The organism is Barnesiella sp. WM24, from assembly GCF_004570975.1.
GTDB lineage: Bacteria > Bacteroidota > Bacteroidia > Bacteroidales > Muribaculaceae > Muribaculum.
In genome coordinates, this window is the sequence record NZ_SPPC01000002.1 from 235,634 (window position 1) to 251,591 (window position 15,958).

Annotated in this window: 10 protein-coding genes; all 10 read right to left on the minus strand. The window is 49.3% G+C overall.

The features are described 5' to 3' along the window. Window positions 1-220: 220 nt before the first annotated feature. Window positions 221-3,565, minus strand: a complete 3,345-nt coding sequence (locus E4T81_RS02880; protein ID WP_167761608.1) for a DUF4906 domain-containing protein — start codon at window positions 3,563-3,565, stop codon at window positions 221-223. 43 nt (window positions 3,566-3,608) lie between these two features. Next, a complete protein-coding gene (locus E4T81_RS02885; protein WP_135041198.1) occupies window positions 3,609-4,865 on the minus strand; it encodes a hypothetical protein in 1,257 nt (418 codons plus the stop codon). A 24-nt stretch (window positions 4,866-4,889) separates the two neighbouring features. Next, entirely contained in the window at window positions 4,890-5,942 is a 1,053-nt protein-coding gene (locus tag E4T81_RS02890; protein ID WP_135041200.1) for a FimB/Mfa2 family fimbrial subunit, read from the minus strand. 8 nt (window positions 5,943-5,950) lie between these two features. Beyond that, the gene (locus E4T81_RS02895; protein ID WP_209308144.1) at window positions 5,951-7,912 is read right to left on the minus strand and encodes an Mfa1 family fimbria major subunit; all 1,962 of its coding nucleotides are present in this window, start codon (window positions 7,910-7,912) and stop codon (window positions 5,951-5,953) included. Window positions 7,913-7,966: 54 nt separating this feature from the next. Next, window positions 7,967-9,391, minus strand: coding sequence for a DUF3868 domain-containing protein (locus E4T81_RS02900; protein ID WP_245206994.1), 1,425 nt, complete (start codon window positions 9,389-9,391; stop codon window positions 7,967-7,969). Window positions 9,392-9,405: 14 nt separating this feature from the next. Continuing rightward, window positions 9,406-9,990, minus strand: a complete 585-nt coding sequence (locus tag E4T81_RS02905; protein WP_135041202.1) for a DUF3575 domain-containing protein — start codon at window positions 9,988-9,990, stop codon at window positions 9,406-9,408. A 550-nt stretch (window positions 9,991-10,540) separates the two neighbouring features. Then, window positions 10,541-11,881, minus strand: coding sequence for a porin (locus E4T81_RS02910; protein WP_135041204.1), 1,341 nt, complete (start codon window positions 11,879-11,881; stop codon window positions 10,541-10,543). A 36-nt stretch (window positions 11,882-11,917) separates the two neighbouring features. Further along, on the minus strand, window positions 11,918-13,396 hold the full coding sequence (locus tag E4T81_RS02915) for a glycerophosphodiester phosphodiesterase family protein (RefSeq protein ID WP_135041207.1): 1,479 nt from the start codon (window positions 13,394-13,396) through the stop codon (window positions 11,918-11,920). Between the two features lie 38 nt (window positions 13,397-13,434). Then, the gene (gene pgtP, locus E4T81_RS02920; protein ID WP_135041209.1) at window positions 13,435-14,823 is read right to left on the minus strand and encodes a phosphoglycerate transporter protein PgtP; all 1,389 of its coding nucleotides are present in this window, start codon (window positions 14,821-14,823) and stop codon (window positions 13,435-13,437) included. 188 nt (window positions 14,824-15,011) lie between these two features. Then, entirely contained in the window at window positions 15,012-15,932 is a 921-nt protein-coding gene (locus E4T81_RS02925) for a magnesium transporter CorA family protein (RefSeq protein ID WP_135041211.1), read from the minus strand. Window positions 15,933-15,958 lie beyond the last annotated feature (26 nt).

Here is a 15,958-nt window from a genome sequence, read left to right on the forward strand (position 1 = left end):
CAGCAGATAAAAAATTCCCGGCAAATGCCTATCCATCAGATAAAGGCAATACCGGGAATCCATTGGAACATAAATTAAACAAGGGATTGTCTTTTCCCAAAGACAAGACCTAAAAACCTAACTAACATTCACCTGATCAAACATGCCGGCTGCTGTCGTCACGACATTTTCCGGCGCTTCAGTCTAATTATATAGATAAAGTCATTATTGGATTATATCGTTAATCTTCCACAAGTCTTATAAACGCCGCATCGGTATCATTAAACAGCGAATAAGCATCGCTATTGAATGTATTAAAGTCAAATGTGGTATAGTTTATATCCCAAGCCGAGATAAGCGTAGGCCCGGGATTTTTAGGGTCTTCCTCTACCTCACCGGTCCAATAGACGGCGCCATTCTGCAAGTACATCGTGTAGAGCAACGGGCGATATTCCGCAAAATGTCCGGTTCCGTCAGGCATCAGCTTCGACCTGTTGCCATATCTAAGGACCCCCTCCTTATCATCTTCAGAATAATATGCCCCGGATTTACCGCTGCCATCTTTACGCCTGCCATGACCCGCGACTCCAATCGGAAAGAACAGGTTGAGACCATCTTTTCCAACATTGTAGACAAACCATCCACGCATGCCGCGCGACTGGCGACTGCTCTCGTCGACATAAGAAGCATAACCTTCCGAAACATCCACTTCGGTCAGAGTCATTGTCGCTCCGTCGCCATACAGGATTCCGGCTCCGAAGTCACATTCCTTGCGAAGATCCTGAAAATCAGCCTGTGAAGCCACTCTGCACTCTGTATCGCCTACTTTCAGTTTTGCCTTTTTAAAGAAATCCCTTGCGCTCCCATTGTTGAGGGACTTCGCGGTCTTTATCTCTCTCCACTTTTTACCAGTCTTATCCTTGTTTTCAGCATAAGGGGCAAGTATGAAATCTTCACGACTTTCAGGATAGTCCTTAAAGCGGTCACGCATCTGATTGTTATAAGACGCAATCGCATCTGTCAGGTTTCCATATCGGAACAGCGAGCCTTCAGAACGGGGATAGCGTTCTTCATGCGCGACATAACCGTTATCTTCATCGGTTGTCACATACTCCAGATTGACAGTATGCCACTTTACCCCGTTATTTGTAATCGCAACCGGAGCATAGCCCTGACGCACCATTATACGATGGGTACATGTATAATTGTTATAAAGCACTTTTATAACCGCACATCTCACATCATCGGCTGACGCTGCCTTGGACAGGAATTTCACATCAAACTGAATATCGCTACCGGTATCGCCATGAATCTTGGCACCACGTGCGACATTTCCTCCGATAGAGAGCCAACCGCCACCTCCGGTGATATACTCAACCTCTGCGCTCCAGGGTCCTCCTGATGATTTAACCGGCTCATACGGTTTTGATCCATCTTCAGTAGTGTTGTGCATCAGATGCACATTAAACGGGTCGGTACAATTCCAGCTGCGGTATATGCCTTTCGGATTCACGATACGCGGCACCTGGAGCACCTTTGCCACGATTTCCTGATTTCCAAGTCCCTTGATTTTTGCCTTGAACGTAATCTCGGCATAACGGTAATAGCCGATATATGGATTGTTGCCACGGTAACCCGCTGTCTTGATAAGATTTATCTCACGCGAAAAGAGCGGTATCAAGAAAGTGGTGTGTGGCACTCCGTTTTTGACCGTGGTCGACACCTCATATGTACCGTCTTTAGCAAAATCATCGTTTGCATTATCCGTTCTGTCGGTTGTTGGAGTCTTGGCGACATTATAAAAACGATGTCCCCTGTGATTCACTTTCTCATTAATGGCAGGGTCACCTTTTCCCTCCCAATATGCCTGATTATAAGGCAAACCATTATACTTAGACGTTGATTGATTATAGTTATATTTGTCCCCTCCTACAGCCGCTTTGAATCCTCGCTCGACCTCATCAGGAGGAGCCTGACGTAAAGAGAGGAATCCGTGCCAAGGTCCATCATTTACAACCTTATTACGAGGATATACCTCAATGCCAGCAGGAGGCACACCTGGGTTGTCCTCCGTGCAGGGGAACCAGTCGGAACGTGTAATCTCTGCTTCAAGCTCGCCTTCGAGTTCTCCGACAATAGTCACGGGATACACCATGGACTGATTGTATATATAGGGCACGTAATAATATGGGATGGGGACCTTAATGCCCTGTTCCTCATTATAATCTATGTGCCAGTCATAGTCGTTTGCCCTGCCGTTAAACGACAGAGTAAGCTTGTAGTGGTAATTTCGCTCGGCGTTATAATCGGTAGTCTCGTTCTTGCCAAGCATGAAACGATAGACTATATTTCCATTGCTCACGATGTTGTCGCGCGAACGATAATATGCCTTCACTTCTATATATGAGCCCAAAGGCTTGTCATCCTTTTTAATGTCAGAATCCTTGACGTCGCCGGTAGGAGTGTCGCCGTCCATTTCAGGATATTGACGCTTGTCCTTTCCCTCGCCCTGCATATTCTCGTAAAAGAATAGCGACACCTCATCCTGCAGGTGGCTTCCGTCGGCTTCCTCGGGATACTTGCGGCCATGCACTATCGTGGTCCATTCGGTGTTATACAGTCCGTCGTTATCGGTAGCTTCATGACCGTTGGTGTAATCGATAATCTGGGCGTCGTCGCCATAGTTTCCGCCGTCGCCGTCATTACCGTTAAGCAGCTCCCCGGCTTTTTCAACAGTGTTGGGGCGCCCGAGACAGCAGCGGGAAGGAATATCCATTATTGTCGCCGACTTCAGGTGAATCCAGATATTATCGCGCAGATTTGTGCCGTCAAAAGCGATTGTCACCTTTGACGCCGCACGCCTGAGCCATGACCTTACCTCCATGCCGTTGCTGCTTATGGTCTCTGTAGGCAATGACTCCATGCTGAAAAACTGTGCCGCCTCGATTGAGGTCTGCCCGCTTGTAAAGCAGCCAAACATCTCCGCATTATTGGCAAGACATGAGGAATCCCATTCCAGTCTCAGTCCGCGCAGCCCGTCGACGGTCGACACATCATTGTCAGCGTTATTGAAAAGTTCATCATAGGTGGTTGTAGCCTCACTATATTTCTCCGACACCGAATTTCCGAGATTAGCCACACCGATTATGGTGTATTCGCCATAAGGAACGATTATCTTATTAAGCGTGCCGGTCATCGACTTGTCCTGGGCAAGCTTGCCGTTGGAAGCGTCGTCGGGATTGCGCTCTACCTCCTTGAACACTCCGGAGCCGTGAATAAAGCGACCGTCGGGCAATCCGGCAGGTTTCTTATCAGAATCGGGATTATAGTAATAGACATAGTCTTCCAGCAGATTACCCTCCTTGTCATAGAAAAGCAGACACAAGTCGGCTATCCCGTTAAGCGCATCGCCCTTTCCCGTCTCGGCACGACCGCCCGTAAGCCCCTCAGCCATAGGCATGAAATCCATCTGCATTGAAATCGATGTCATACCTTCGGGTATGTTACCTGCGCCGTCAGGGAATCTATCCTCACAAGCCTGAGCCATAACGACAACCGCAGCGGCGACAGCTGCCTTATATAACAAATGTATTAACCGTAGTCCTCGCATAATGAATCATTTCAACAGTTCACTTTCTCACAATTATCTCTCCGTTTTCATCACGGTCAAGACCAAACACGGGTTTAAGTTCCACCCACGCGTAAGGCTGCTCCTCCACGGTGACGTCAAGAAGCCTTCCGACAGCTACATCGACCACCACATGAGTGTTGCGGAACAGCGACACAAGCTGAGGCAGCTCCGCCTTATACTCCCTGGCGGTCCACGCCTCGCTGTCGTCAGCCCCTGCCACGCGTTCCTCGGTATGGAGCGTAAGCGTGTAGCTCTGTAATCCGAGCGCCGAGCCATTGTCCACGTCGCGGCTCTCGGCAAAATATACCGGCGAAGCTGTATAGACGGCTTCGGAAGCGGAATTGCCGGCAAGCAGAGGCGGCTCACTGTAAGAGCATGTCTTGCCCCCATATGTGACACTCGACGGCATGGCATAGTCAGTAAGCCACTGGTAACGCGCCACGTCGCCACGCTCGCGCTTCTTGGCCTCATCCACAAGCCACTCGGTCCAGTCACTGACATAGACGGTGTTGACAAGATCGGTGTCGACAACGCGACAGCCTGAGCCGGTCATCCCGACATGGGGCATCAGAAAACTCCTGTCGGCGATGTCGCTTACGGTCCAGTCAACGAGCCTTATGTCGCGCGCCTCCTCATCTCCGTCACTTGCCGCAGTGCGGTTTTTAACGGTAAGGGTGAGCTTATTGACCGCCCTCACTATATAGCAGCGGCTATGCACATCGTTTTCATAGACATAGGTCTCGTAGAGGGCACTCATGGGCAGCATCTCCATCTCGCCTTCAGTGAAGCCTAACGCAGCGTCGTCAACGGGCGCCGAACCGTCTGACGCAGGCAGATATGCAGCCGGCTGACTCATGTCAAGCACAGAGCCGTCGGCAGCAACCGCCGACCGGCAATTGGCGATAAGATACACGCGCTTGAAAGCATTAGGCGCCACCTTGTACTCCTTGCGGTCATGCATCACCGCGCCGTCATAGGCGATGTAGTCATTATGCTCCACAGTCCATTCACTGCCCTCGATATTGCGGCTGAGAATGATGACACGCAGATTGTTAATCTTCTCCGCGTCGGGCAGCTCACCGGCATCGTCACCGGCAACCGCGTCAAGAGTCAGCGCGTCAATCGCCATTGTGACATAACCCGGTTCCGGCGACCCGCAGGGCTCTTCATAAGTCCTGCCGCCACACGAGGGTAATGCCGCAAGCATTACAGCACACAGCAAGCCTAAACAATATATATTAACTCTTTCAATCATTACAATGAAGCGATTGAAACGTCACTAAAATTCAGTATTGTTAATTCTCACCACCCAATCGTTAATCACCAGGCGGGTGTCAAGCCAGGTATTGTCAGGACGAAGGAAAAACACCACCGAATAGTCACTCTCACGGTCAAGATACTCCTGACTGTCGGTGATATTATAAGGAGGCTTTGAGTAGCGGTCGCTCATCAACAGGGAGAGATAGGTAATCAGAGGAAAGTCGACCACTGTGCCGCCGTCGGAACGGCGTGTGACAATAAGCCTCGGAGCGTTGCCCGACACAATCCTTGAAGTGCTCAGCTCGGCATAGGCGACTGTCACGTCAAGCGGTGTCACGTTATTGCCGACAATCGACACTCCGGTGCGTGCCTGTCCCGTAGACCAGGGACGGTAGACCACCTCCTCCACCCCGTCGGTGACAAGAGTATTGTCGCAGGCAAACAGCGAATTGTTGTCAGTGATTGAAAACTCGAAGTCATCGGGATTCACCTCGCCGCCCGCTTCCTGCTGCAACACGACACGTATATTGTTGGTGTCCTTCATCATCCTGACCGTCCCGCTGCTGTAATTGTCGGCAGAGGCGAGAGTCAGCTCTCCATAAAAGAGGTCGTGAAGACGCCTCTGAGAAGGCTCCGCCGCTCCTGTCACCGACAAGTCCATGGCGACACGCAAATCGCTGTAGCCCGTGCCCTGCCGCGGCAGGTCGACGACAGAAAATGTGGCGTCGTCACAAGCCAAGCCGCCGTAGGCAACAAGGCGGTAAGTGCCGGGGGCAAGTTCCAGGGTCATGCGGTAATCTTCATCGGCAAGCTCGCTTCCGGTGACCACGCGGGTAGTCACATAACGGTCGTCACTGTCATAGACATACAGTGTCAGACAGTCAACCTGAGCAGGAAACGCATTTGCCCACTCCATGTTGTAGTCGTAGACAAAGCGCAGTTCCATCCCGTGAGGACAAGGCTCCAGCTCCTCAAACATTCTTTCACACGACGTGAGGGTTATGCCCATAGATGTGACATATGCCGTCACACCTATGAGCTTGAAAATATTCTGTATGCTTTTGTCCGTCATGACTTTTCTTAAAATTCAATTTCGTTGACACGTACAACCCAGGGTACAGCCTCGACCTCAACATCAAAGTAGACATCGCCCTTCTCGTCGGGAGTGTCGGGATCCACGGGGTCGGGGTCGTTTTCCGACAGGCGCGGATGACCGAGACGACGTATACCGGTCACGGCAAGCTTATATACATTGTTGCGCACGACGGCAAATTCCATCCGTCCCATCACACCGTTGTTATGGTTGTCATTATGACGGTTCCAGTAGAAATAATAGCAGTAGTAGCCTGCGCCATCAAGTTCGTCGTCAACGCTTGACTCGTAGATAGTGCAGCCGGCATTCAGTGCGGCAACCTTGAACTTAGATTTAGCCTCGCGGTTGTCGAGCGCCTTGTTGTGCCATTCATTCCACAGATAGTCGGCACTGTTCACGTCATCACTGTACACATTTTCTTCATCGGTGTTTTCAGATTTTGGCACATTACTGGGAGTGCCAAATACCTGGCGGTAGAAATCGCTTCCTGTTCCGGCTTCAAGTGCAAAGGCACGCACTTCGGTCCAGCTTACATATATATTTCCGCCATGTACATAAAGAATGGCATCCTTGTCAGGATCTCCTGTAGCATTCTTAACGGCTGTAGCGATTGATGACTCCGCGTCTTCGGGAACAATCATCTTGCCCTTGAATACAACTCCGGTAGTGATACCGGCAACCTGACGGTCAACCGGACCGGGGATGGTGTTTTCAGTAACGTAGCGCCAGATGTGATAGCCCGGATCTTTAGTGGGCTTTTCTTCGCCGGTCCATCCGTTGAAATTGTCAGGTGTACCTTTTAAAACATCGGAAATCTTTGATGTGTACCACTGGTTGCGTGCCTGAATATCAATTGTCGCAGTGTTGCCGGATATATGGAAGAGTCCGAAATTAAAGTTTTCAGCGAAGCCAAGACCTGAGATAAAGTCCTCGTTGTTCTTTTGTGTGGCATCTGTGTCAACAACATAATTGCCGGAAGTCTCTGTTCCGCCTATCACGGCATCATCAGCCAAACCGTTGCCGGACACACGGCGGAAAAAGTAGAAATTCTTGCTCATGTTGACAAGCGCCATCTTGCCGAGCTGAATCTGCAAAAGGACTTTGCCATCCCTATCAGTCACCACATCATAAGTGTTTTCACCTTTAGGACTACCGTCACGGAAATCAAAGCGAGCCACACTGCGCTCAATCCTGATTGCTCCGCTGTTGTCAATCTCCTGATTGGTATTGGCATGATTGACTCCCGAGAGCTGGAACGCGTCAGCAGCCGAAGTGTGATGTTCCCAGTCGCTGAAATCCTGAGGCAACTCCTTCTTTACAATCTCCGACGAAGTCATCAGGAATCCGCTTTTATGATTGTCACCGCCCCATATTGCCGAATTATTATTTGCAGCGCCCTGAGTAGAAGTCGACGATGTCTCAATGATAGAGCATATCTCGTCAATCCAGGTCTTGGTCTTTTTAAGATATGCATCAGCAATCGATTCTTTAATGCTTTGTGTACCGTTGGCTATCAGAATGACATTAATCTTTCTCTCGTCAGCATCGAGTCTGTTGTCAGAGCCGTAGTAAGCTGAGAGCACTGACTTGTTAATCTTCTGTACCGACTTAACCTTACCGGTATTGTCGATTTCAGAGACTGACTCCTGAGTGCCGTAAGCGATAATCTCATAATCATCTTTGGTGAAAATCATCATGATTTCATTCACCTTGTTTTCATTATCGCTACCTATTTCCACTCCGCCGGTGCTGCCGCCGTTTTCTCCGGTAGTACTGCGGCTGCTGCCGGCTCCGGGGAGCTGCATGGTGATATTCATGTAGACCGCATCGTTGGGGTCAACCGGATAGCTGCCCGGCTCGTCATTGACAATGTTGTCACTTCCACATCCGGTCAACACGGATGCAACAAGGAAAGCGCCAAAACAATTACGCAAAATTCTTCTTTCCATAAAAAATATAAACAAATAGTTAGATAATTCTTAATAGGCTTACAATATCATCCCTTATTTCTGTCGATTAATCTCTTCAATCTGCTCGATCATGACTGCCGCACGGTCAATGCCCATCTCACGCGACTTAATGAAATGGCTCATCGCAGTGGCGTTGTCACCGAGAATAGCCGCGCGGGTGCCACGCGCATATTCCGCCTCGCCGGAGTCGCCCGCCTTGTCGAGATACCTCGCCGCGCGCTGCATATCGCCCGACATCATAGCGATGTTTGCCGCGTTCAGGTTGGCGACAGCGTCCTGAGGAAACATCCTGACAGCTACGTCAAATGTCTCGCGGAACTCCTCGCTTCCGGGCTCCATCTCCTTGGCGGCAAGATACATCTCGTTAAGACTAAGCTTCGAGGGCGATGTCTTTATAAGACGCTTGATTTCTTCTATGTCGTTGAATTCCCTGACCTGATAGCGCACGACATAATCGGAGTGTCGCAGACCGGGATACACCTCTTTCAGCAAAAACGCATAGTCAGCCGGAAATCTGCGCTTTATCGCGGCATCCTTTTCATCGGGAAGAAGCTGCCCGGCTATGATTTCCAATATGGCATCCTTGTTGGCAAGAGCCGATGACACGACATATCTCTCCAGTCCTTTCCAGTCTTCAGGCTCATAGTCGGTCGTAATAATCGAGTCGGGAAACGCGTAACGGCTGTTTACAAAGTCCTTCAACGCGGCTGTACGACCCTTCGCGAGACGCTCATTGTTGGCATAGGAGCCTTCGGGAGAGGCATAACCCTTTATCGACAGCCCTATTATGCGAGTGTCGGCATCATTGCGCACAGTGTCTATCGTAGCGATAATCTTCTGTAGCTCAATAGGGTTGCGGCGATAATCGGGATGAATCTCGGTGCGGTTGACGGGGAAGTCGATGTAGGCCGAGCCTTCAAGTTCATTTATCTTAGCCACAGCCTCGGGCGTGACATACAGAAATTCGGGCATAAACCTCTTTGTCTCAAAGGAGAGCTTCATAAGATTCTGCTCGTCGCCAAACACTGTTTCATCGCAGCATCCGGCAATCACGCCCGACACATTGAGCTGCGCACCGTTCATCCACGCCTCATAGGGAAGCACCGCGCTATATTCAAGCCGCTCTTTACCGCCTCCATTCAAAAGTATCGCGGAGGTGTTGAGTCCGTTGCGCAGGTCGGAATAGTAACGGTTACGCCCCGCCACTACCACCTCACGCAGGCGCAGGGTGTCGCCGCCATTGGCAAGCACGGGCTTCAATATAAGCTCTTTATTGTTTTTAGGCTTATAGCCCGACACATCAACATCCATAGTGACCAGCAGACGGTCGCCCGAACGCACAGCCGATACGTTGTCGAAATTCACATTTCCATCGGAAAATTCCACCGGAGCCGCCTCTGCGACACAACATGACGCCAACATGGCGCATACAGCGATTTTTGATATTGAATTTAGCATTATGTTGCTGATTTTTAGAATGTATAAATTAGATTAAGAGCTGCCTTTGTAGGTCCTACATAGTTGTGGGCCTTCCCCTCGGCAAGTTTTGTGCCGCAAGTGGCGCAGGGATATACATCGGAGCGGGAATAAGTCCATCCGAAGCCTATCTCCGCCTCAAAATTCCAATGTCGGTCAATTATCCATGAATAGCCGTAAGCCACACCCGCGCCGGCAAACCAGCCCTGGTATCTACGGTCGGAAAGCAGGGAAAAATCGGTGCCGAGAAACTTGATTCCGTTTTTCAATCCGCCGACATTATATTGTCCGCCGACAAGATGAGCCCCCACAAAATGACCGGAAAAGCGTTCACAAAACCAGTAACGCGCCTCGGGCTGCAGAAACCAGTGTTTCCACTTCCTGTCATGAGACAATGTCCAGCTGTTATAATCGGCTGAGACATCCACTGTCCACCGTGGGGCAAGCCCTACCTCCACCCCTGCGTTTACATTCAGCAACGCGTCATAGAGCAGATTGGTCTTTACCGCAACTTTCTGCGCTTCGATTGTAAAATGAGCCGACAAAGCAAAGGCAAGCATCAGATATACAACTCTTTTCATCTCAAAATCAATTATTCACAGGTTTAAAATCAAAATTCACTCAGGTGTGTAAGACAACAGGATTCACAGATGTTCCCTCTGCAAACCGTCAAAATAAATCCAAACAAAAAAGCCTATAGGAGCCGGGTATTAAATAATACCTGACACAAATAATGATTGTAGATTAAATCAAACTTCTCCATTTTTCCTTATTTTTTTTGCACCAAATCAACTTTTTCATAAATTCATCCTGCATGACAACCCAATCTGTCACATCGGACTATAACTAATTTTTCCGGACGCTGTTAAATCATTTGCTAATTTTCAAACATTTAGCAACGAAACACCGCACTTTTTTCATAATTGGAAAAAATTCGGGTTCAAAAATAAAAAATTTTTTACCCATAACCAAAAAATTTTCCGAAAATAAGTAAAAAAAAAAAAAAAAAAAAAAAAAAAATAGTTAATTTGGTAATGTGTTAGTAAAACATTGAGTTTTATCACAAAATCCTATAAAAACACAGGCGCGATCACCATGACCGCGCCTGAAAAAAACAACTTATTGTCTATGTCAGAAAGAGAACATAAGTCTTCCCTGTATACAGTTGAAATTGGAGTCTTCCATATACTTGTCCCTGTCAAGGTGATTGTAGTTGTACTCCAGCATCACCTGGACAAACTTGTTGAAGGAGAAGTTGGCGCCTACGGTGACAGAGTGCAGGTTACCGCCGCCGATGCTCAATGAGGTCGCGGGATAGTCGGCAATCACGCCATTGGGATAATACTGGTCACGACCGGCGGAATAGTATTCGCCGTCAACCTTGTCATTAAGCCCGGTATAGCTGTAGCGTGCCACAATCTCAAGCGAGCGGCCCGACAGTCCGCCAAGCAGACCTTCGGCGCTGTTATACTTGTAGTCGGGGCCGAAAATCTTATAACCCGCCTCGATATAGGCTCCGTTGAAGCTGTTGCTGCCAAGCGGGTTGCCGTTTTGCCATGATTCGAGTGTAGCCCAGGAGTCGATTGAGCCGAGATTTGCCTCAAAGAGAGTCTGGTCGTCACGCTTCTTGGTGACATGCTTCCACATGTACTCGGCACGTGCAAAGAACTTGGGGCTTACATACAAAGCCTCGGCACCGATATTATACACATTGCGGGCATAAGGGAGTATAGCCTCCACAAACTGAGTGTCGTCGACAAGCGTCTCCATCGGAGTGCCGAGCACCAGCTCCGTCATCTTAACGTTGTTTTCGGTTTTTCCCACATTGAGATTCTCATAGTGGAAGCTCGCGCCGATATGGAATGCCGTCGTACCGTCATTTACCGGGCGGTAAAGCCAGCGTCCGCCCACAGCCACGCCCTGATATCCTGAAGGCTGGTTGTTATAAAGGTTTTCGGCAAACACACCGATATTGGAGTAAAACGGAGTGTTGTAATACTTGTAAGCGATACCAAGCTCACGTCCGGGGCAGAGAGCCACGGTAGGCGCCGCACGGTTGATGAAGTGCAGGCTGCCGAGCGACGTGTTGCGCGCCATGCCGGCAGGGTCATTGAAATAACCGGCCTTGATAGAGTGGACACCGCCATACTCCTGATCGGGGTCAAACGAATATTGCAGGAAGATATTTTTCTGATTGAACTTGCCGCCTGAAAAATCAAAGTCGGCGTAGAAATACCAGTTCTGATATGCCATCGATGTACGTATACGCGCATCGGTAAGCTTGGCACCCGATTTCATCGGCGTAAAATCAGTGTGATACCACGCGGCATCCATCATCATGCGTGCCCCTACGGTAAAGTGCAGGTCCTCTTCCTGATTGTCGATCTTGACAGTAGGATTGGTGTCAAAGTCCTGTGCTGCTGCCGAAAGCGTAAAAGCAGCTGCGGCACATAGTATAATATGTCTTTTCATCGTTGTTGCTGTTAATAAATATGGTAAAACTGACTATTAATAACCGAGACGCTCAAGAGTCTCAACAGGGTCAGGCACAAATGAGGGCGCTGAAGCGTTGTCAAACTGCGGATTGCAACGGAAGCCGTTTTCAATCAGGTAACGCAGTGTAAGCTCCGAACGGTTGGTGAAAAGTCCGTTTAGATAAACGGTCCACTGCTTTCCGTCGACAGTAACGCTGAGAAGATCGTCAAACTGGGTTGTGTTGCCGAAATTATACTGTCCCATATATTTAGCCATCTGCGCGTAAGAGTCAAATGAATAAGGATGGTTAAGCATTCTCGAGCGTGCAATCAGATAAGCCTGCCAGGGAGCGTCAAGCTCGCCGTAATTGTTTGGGGCGCCGGCAATCGACGGGCCGATGATATGAGCCTTGTTGGCAAGAGCCATATTGATGAAGTCGGCATATCCCTGAGGAGTGTTTACCTTCAGGTCGGTCGCAGCCTTTCCTTCCCACAGGAGGAAGCACATAGGGAGCTGTCCCTTGAACACGTCGGCAGTGCGGCGCAGCGATTCGAGCGAGAAAGTCTGTAACACCACCTTACCGTTGGCGTTTCCTACATTCACCTTGCCGTCCTTATAGTTGGGCACCCCGTCACACGGTTGAGTGATTACATTCCATCCGAGACGGTCAAGCTCGTCATATACACGCTGCTCGAAGTCGCCGGGGTTAAGCCATGACTCCTTGAACTCGATGTATATACCGGGGCGGTTGCCTGTATCCTCGGGGTCGGCCTCATATTCCAGCGTATATGTGAGGCAGTCACGCGCATTCTCCGGATCCCATGTGCCGGTCACGGAATATATGCGCTCGCCGTCGGCATTACGCTTCAGAATCTTGCCCTCGGCAAAAGCGATCTGGTCGCTGAGCGCCGACACATACTGATGCTGTCCCATAGGATTATCGGGCGACTTGGGCGCGAAATTGTTGCGCGCCTGCTCAAGGCTTGACTCGTTAAACCAGCTTCCCGCGTCAAGCGCAAGCAGCTCTTCATACATGTAAGACATCGCGTAGTAAGGACGGAACGAAGCCACGTCAGCCTTATACCATTCCTCAGCCTGCTCGGCTGTGGCGCCATGAGCCATATAGAACGCCTTACGGGTCTGAGGCACATATTCGCCATACACATTTTCTATATTGGTTGTGCGACACAGATTTTCATCATGATTGGCAAGAATCACGCCGTCTTTGGTACACTGGAGGTCAGATTCAAGGTAGTCGGCGCCCATCTCACGCGCCCACCGCCATGCAGCCTCAGTCTCTTCCGGACCCCAGAATGTGGAGCCACGGTGAGCCATCACGGCATATTGCGGCACATAGTCACGCACCTTTGCCATCTCCGGGGAGATTGTGTTAACGCTGACGCGGGTTGCATCCACGTTTACATTGGTAAAGTCTTGTTCTTCCTGGCATGAGCTCAGGGCAAGCAGGGTGACAACAGAGACACATCCCACTTTAATAAAACATTTACTCATAGATTTAAAAAATTGGTTGTTAGGTAACTGAATAATTATTATTTCTTTTCCACAAGATACTGCTCTTCCTTGTAAGTGAGCCCCATAAACACCATTGAAAGCAGGCACGCACCAATAAGCATGATGAAAGTCCAGTTCCAGCCGGCGGTCTGGGCGACGTAGCCCACCACTATGTTGGCAAGAATCGCCGTGCCGAAGAAGTAGCCGAAAAATCCGGTGAGACCTGCAGCGGTGCCGGCTGCATTTTTGGGTGCGAGGTCAAGAGCCTGCACGCCAACAAGCATCACCGGTCCATAGATGAAGAAGCCTATAGCTACAAGAGAAGCCGTAACTATAAAGTAATTGTCGGAGAAAGTCCAATAGAGGAACACAAACAGAGCCACAAACGCCATGAAGATAATCGTAGGCAACGCGCGACGCCCCTTGAACACCTTGTCGCTCATCCATCCACACACAAGGGTTCCCGGAATGGCGGCAAACTCATAGGCGAAGTAAGCCCAGCCCGCCTGCTTGATGTCATAGCCCTGTGCCTCCTTCAGATAGGTAGGCGCCCAGTCAAGACAGCCATAGCGAACCATGTAGATAAACGCGTTGGCAATGGCGATGTACCACAACAGCTTGTTGTTCAGGACATATTTGAAAAATATCTCTTTTGCGGTAAGCACCTGTTCCTGCTTCTCGCTATAATTTTTAGGATAGTCGTTGCGCCACTTTTCCACCGACGGCAACCCGCATGACTGAGGGGTGTCACGAATGAGGCAGTAGGCAAGAATCGCGATGAACACAGCGACAGCAGCAGGGAAGGCATAAGTACCGATGAGGAAGTAATATTCCTTGTTGGAACCATAGAACCAGTGACCGAACCATATCGCGCCATATACAGCCATAGGGCCTACAAGGGCTCCGCCTACATTGTGGGCGCAATTCCATATCGACATCTTGGTGCCACGCTCCTTGACCGAAAACCAATGGGTCATCACGCGTCCACACGGAGGCCATCCCATTCCGTTAAACCACCCGACAAGGAAGTTTAATATAGCCATTACCGCTATGGCGAGTGACTTGTGTTCCGGGCCGAAAGCCACAACAGGGACAATCATGAACGCCATGGAGACAGCGGCGAGCACAAGCCCGAGCGGCAGGAATATCCTTGCATTACTTCTGTCACTCACGCTGCCCATAAGGAACTTGGATAGCGCGTAAGCGATTGCGTTCATTGAAAGAACGATACTGAGTTCACCTGTCTCGTAGCCGAAATTGCCCAGTTCGGGCATTGCCATCGAGAAGTTTTTGCGCACGATATAGAAGCCGGCATAACCGATAAAAATACCGATAAACACCTGCCATCTTAATCTTTTGTAACGCGCATCTGCCTTTGAGCCTGTCTCTTCAGGCTTATAGGCGGGCGGAGCTAAAAATTTCCACATTGATTATCTGATATTAGTTAGATGATGTTTCTGATTTCTTGCTTTTAGGCTTAGATAACATTCTAACAAAATGCCACAGTTTTTGTTCGTTTTTAGGTTAACAAAAGTTATCATGATAAACTTTTTCCACAATCCGCCTCGTAATATCCTATAACCGGATAGCCCGCAAGGGGTCTGCAACCGACTCGCTAAAGCCACTTGACGTGACGCAGCCAATACCAGATAAGACACGCAAAGAAAAACGAAAAAACTATTATGAACACGAAGGCATGGGCGGAAGAGCTGAACCATACATCGACATTCATCCCGTAAAAGCTCGCGATAAGTGTAGGAATCATCAGTATGATGGATATACTCGTCATCTTCTTCATTATGTCATTGACGTTATTGGAAATCACAGAAGCGAAGGTGTCCATGCTATTGCTCAGAATAGCCATGTAGACATTGACCGTATTGGTTGCCTGCCCGAGCTCAATCTCGACATCCTCCAGCAGCTCGGCGTCACAATCATCGGAAAACACTTTGTCAAGGCGTCCGGTGAGCATGCTGTTGCCCTGAAGCGAAGTATTGAAATAGACCAGCGCTTTCTGTAACTTCATGAGGCTTAACAACACCTCGTTGCGCACACTTTTCTCAAGCTGCCTTGTGAAATCTGACACCGTGTCGTTAATCTCTTTCAGATATTGCAGAAACCAGTAGGTCGAAGAATAAACCAGCCGCAAAACAAAATCGGGCTGATTGTCAATATTTATGTGGCGCCGCTTACTGTGACTGATAAAGTCGGGTATCATCTCCGTCACTGTATGGCACACGGTAATTATCATGTCGTCCTTGGTCATCACCCCGAGAGGCACCGTTGTGTATCTCATAGGGTCGTCGGTAAAATGGTGAGGTATACGCAATATAGTCAGCAGCCATCCGTCTTCATGCTCAAAGCGCGGACGCTCGTCGACATCGGCAACATTTTCCATAAATGACTCGGGGACATGCAGACTCCGGAGAAATCGGCAGTCATCCTCTGTCGGACACTCCACATTTATCCAATAATGCGGCGCCCATTCATCCCGCTCGACAAGTCCCTCATTTTCACATGAATAAAATTTCACCATAATCTACTGTACGTGAGATAAAGCAA

Coding starts and splice junctions, on each gene's coding strand:
- E4T81_RS02885 (WP_135041198.1), bottom strand. CDS start 4,865: ATGATTGAAAGAGTTAATATATATTGTTTAGGCTTGCTGTGTGCTGTA.
- E4T81_RS02890 (WP_135041200.1), bottom strand. CDS start 5,942: ATGACGGACAAAAGCATACAGAATATTTTCAAGCTCATAGGTGTGACG.
- E4T81_RS02895 (WP_209308144.1), bottom strand. CDS start 7,912: ATGGAAAGAAGAATTTTGCGTAATTGTTTTGGCGCTTTCCTTGTTGCA.
- E4T81_RS02900 (WP_245206994.1), bottom strand. CDS start 9,391: ATGCTAAATTCAATATCAAAAATCGCTGTATGCGCCATGTTGGCGTCA.
- E4T81_RS02905 (WP_135041202.1), bottom strand. CDS start 9,990: ATGAAAAGAGTTGTATATCTGATGCTTGCCTTTGCTTTGTCGGCTCAT.
- E4T81_RS02910 (WP_135041204.1), bottom strand. CDS start 11,881: ATGAAAAGACATATTATACTATGTGCCGCAGCTGCTTTTACGCTTTCG.
- E4T81_RS02915 (WP_135041207.1), bottom strand. CDS start 13,396: ATGAGTAAATGTTTTATTAAAGTGGGATGTGTCTCTGTTGTCACCCTG.
- pgtP (WP_135041209.1), bottom strand. CDS start 14,823: ATGTGGAAATTTTTAGCTCCGCCCGCCTATAAGCCTGAAGAGACAGGC.
- E4T81_RS02925 (WP_135041211.1), bottom strand. CDS start 15,932: ATGGTGAAATTTTATTCATGTGAAAATGAGGGACTTGTCGAGCGGGAT.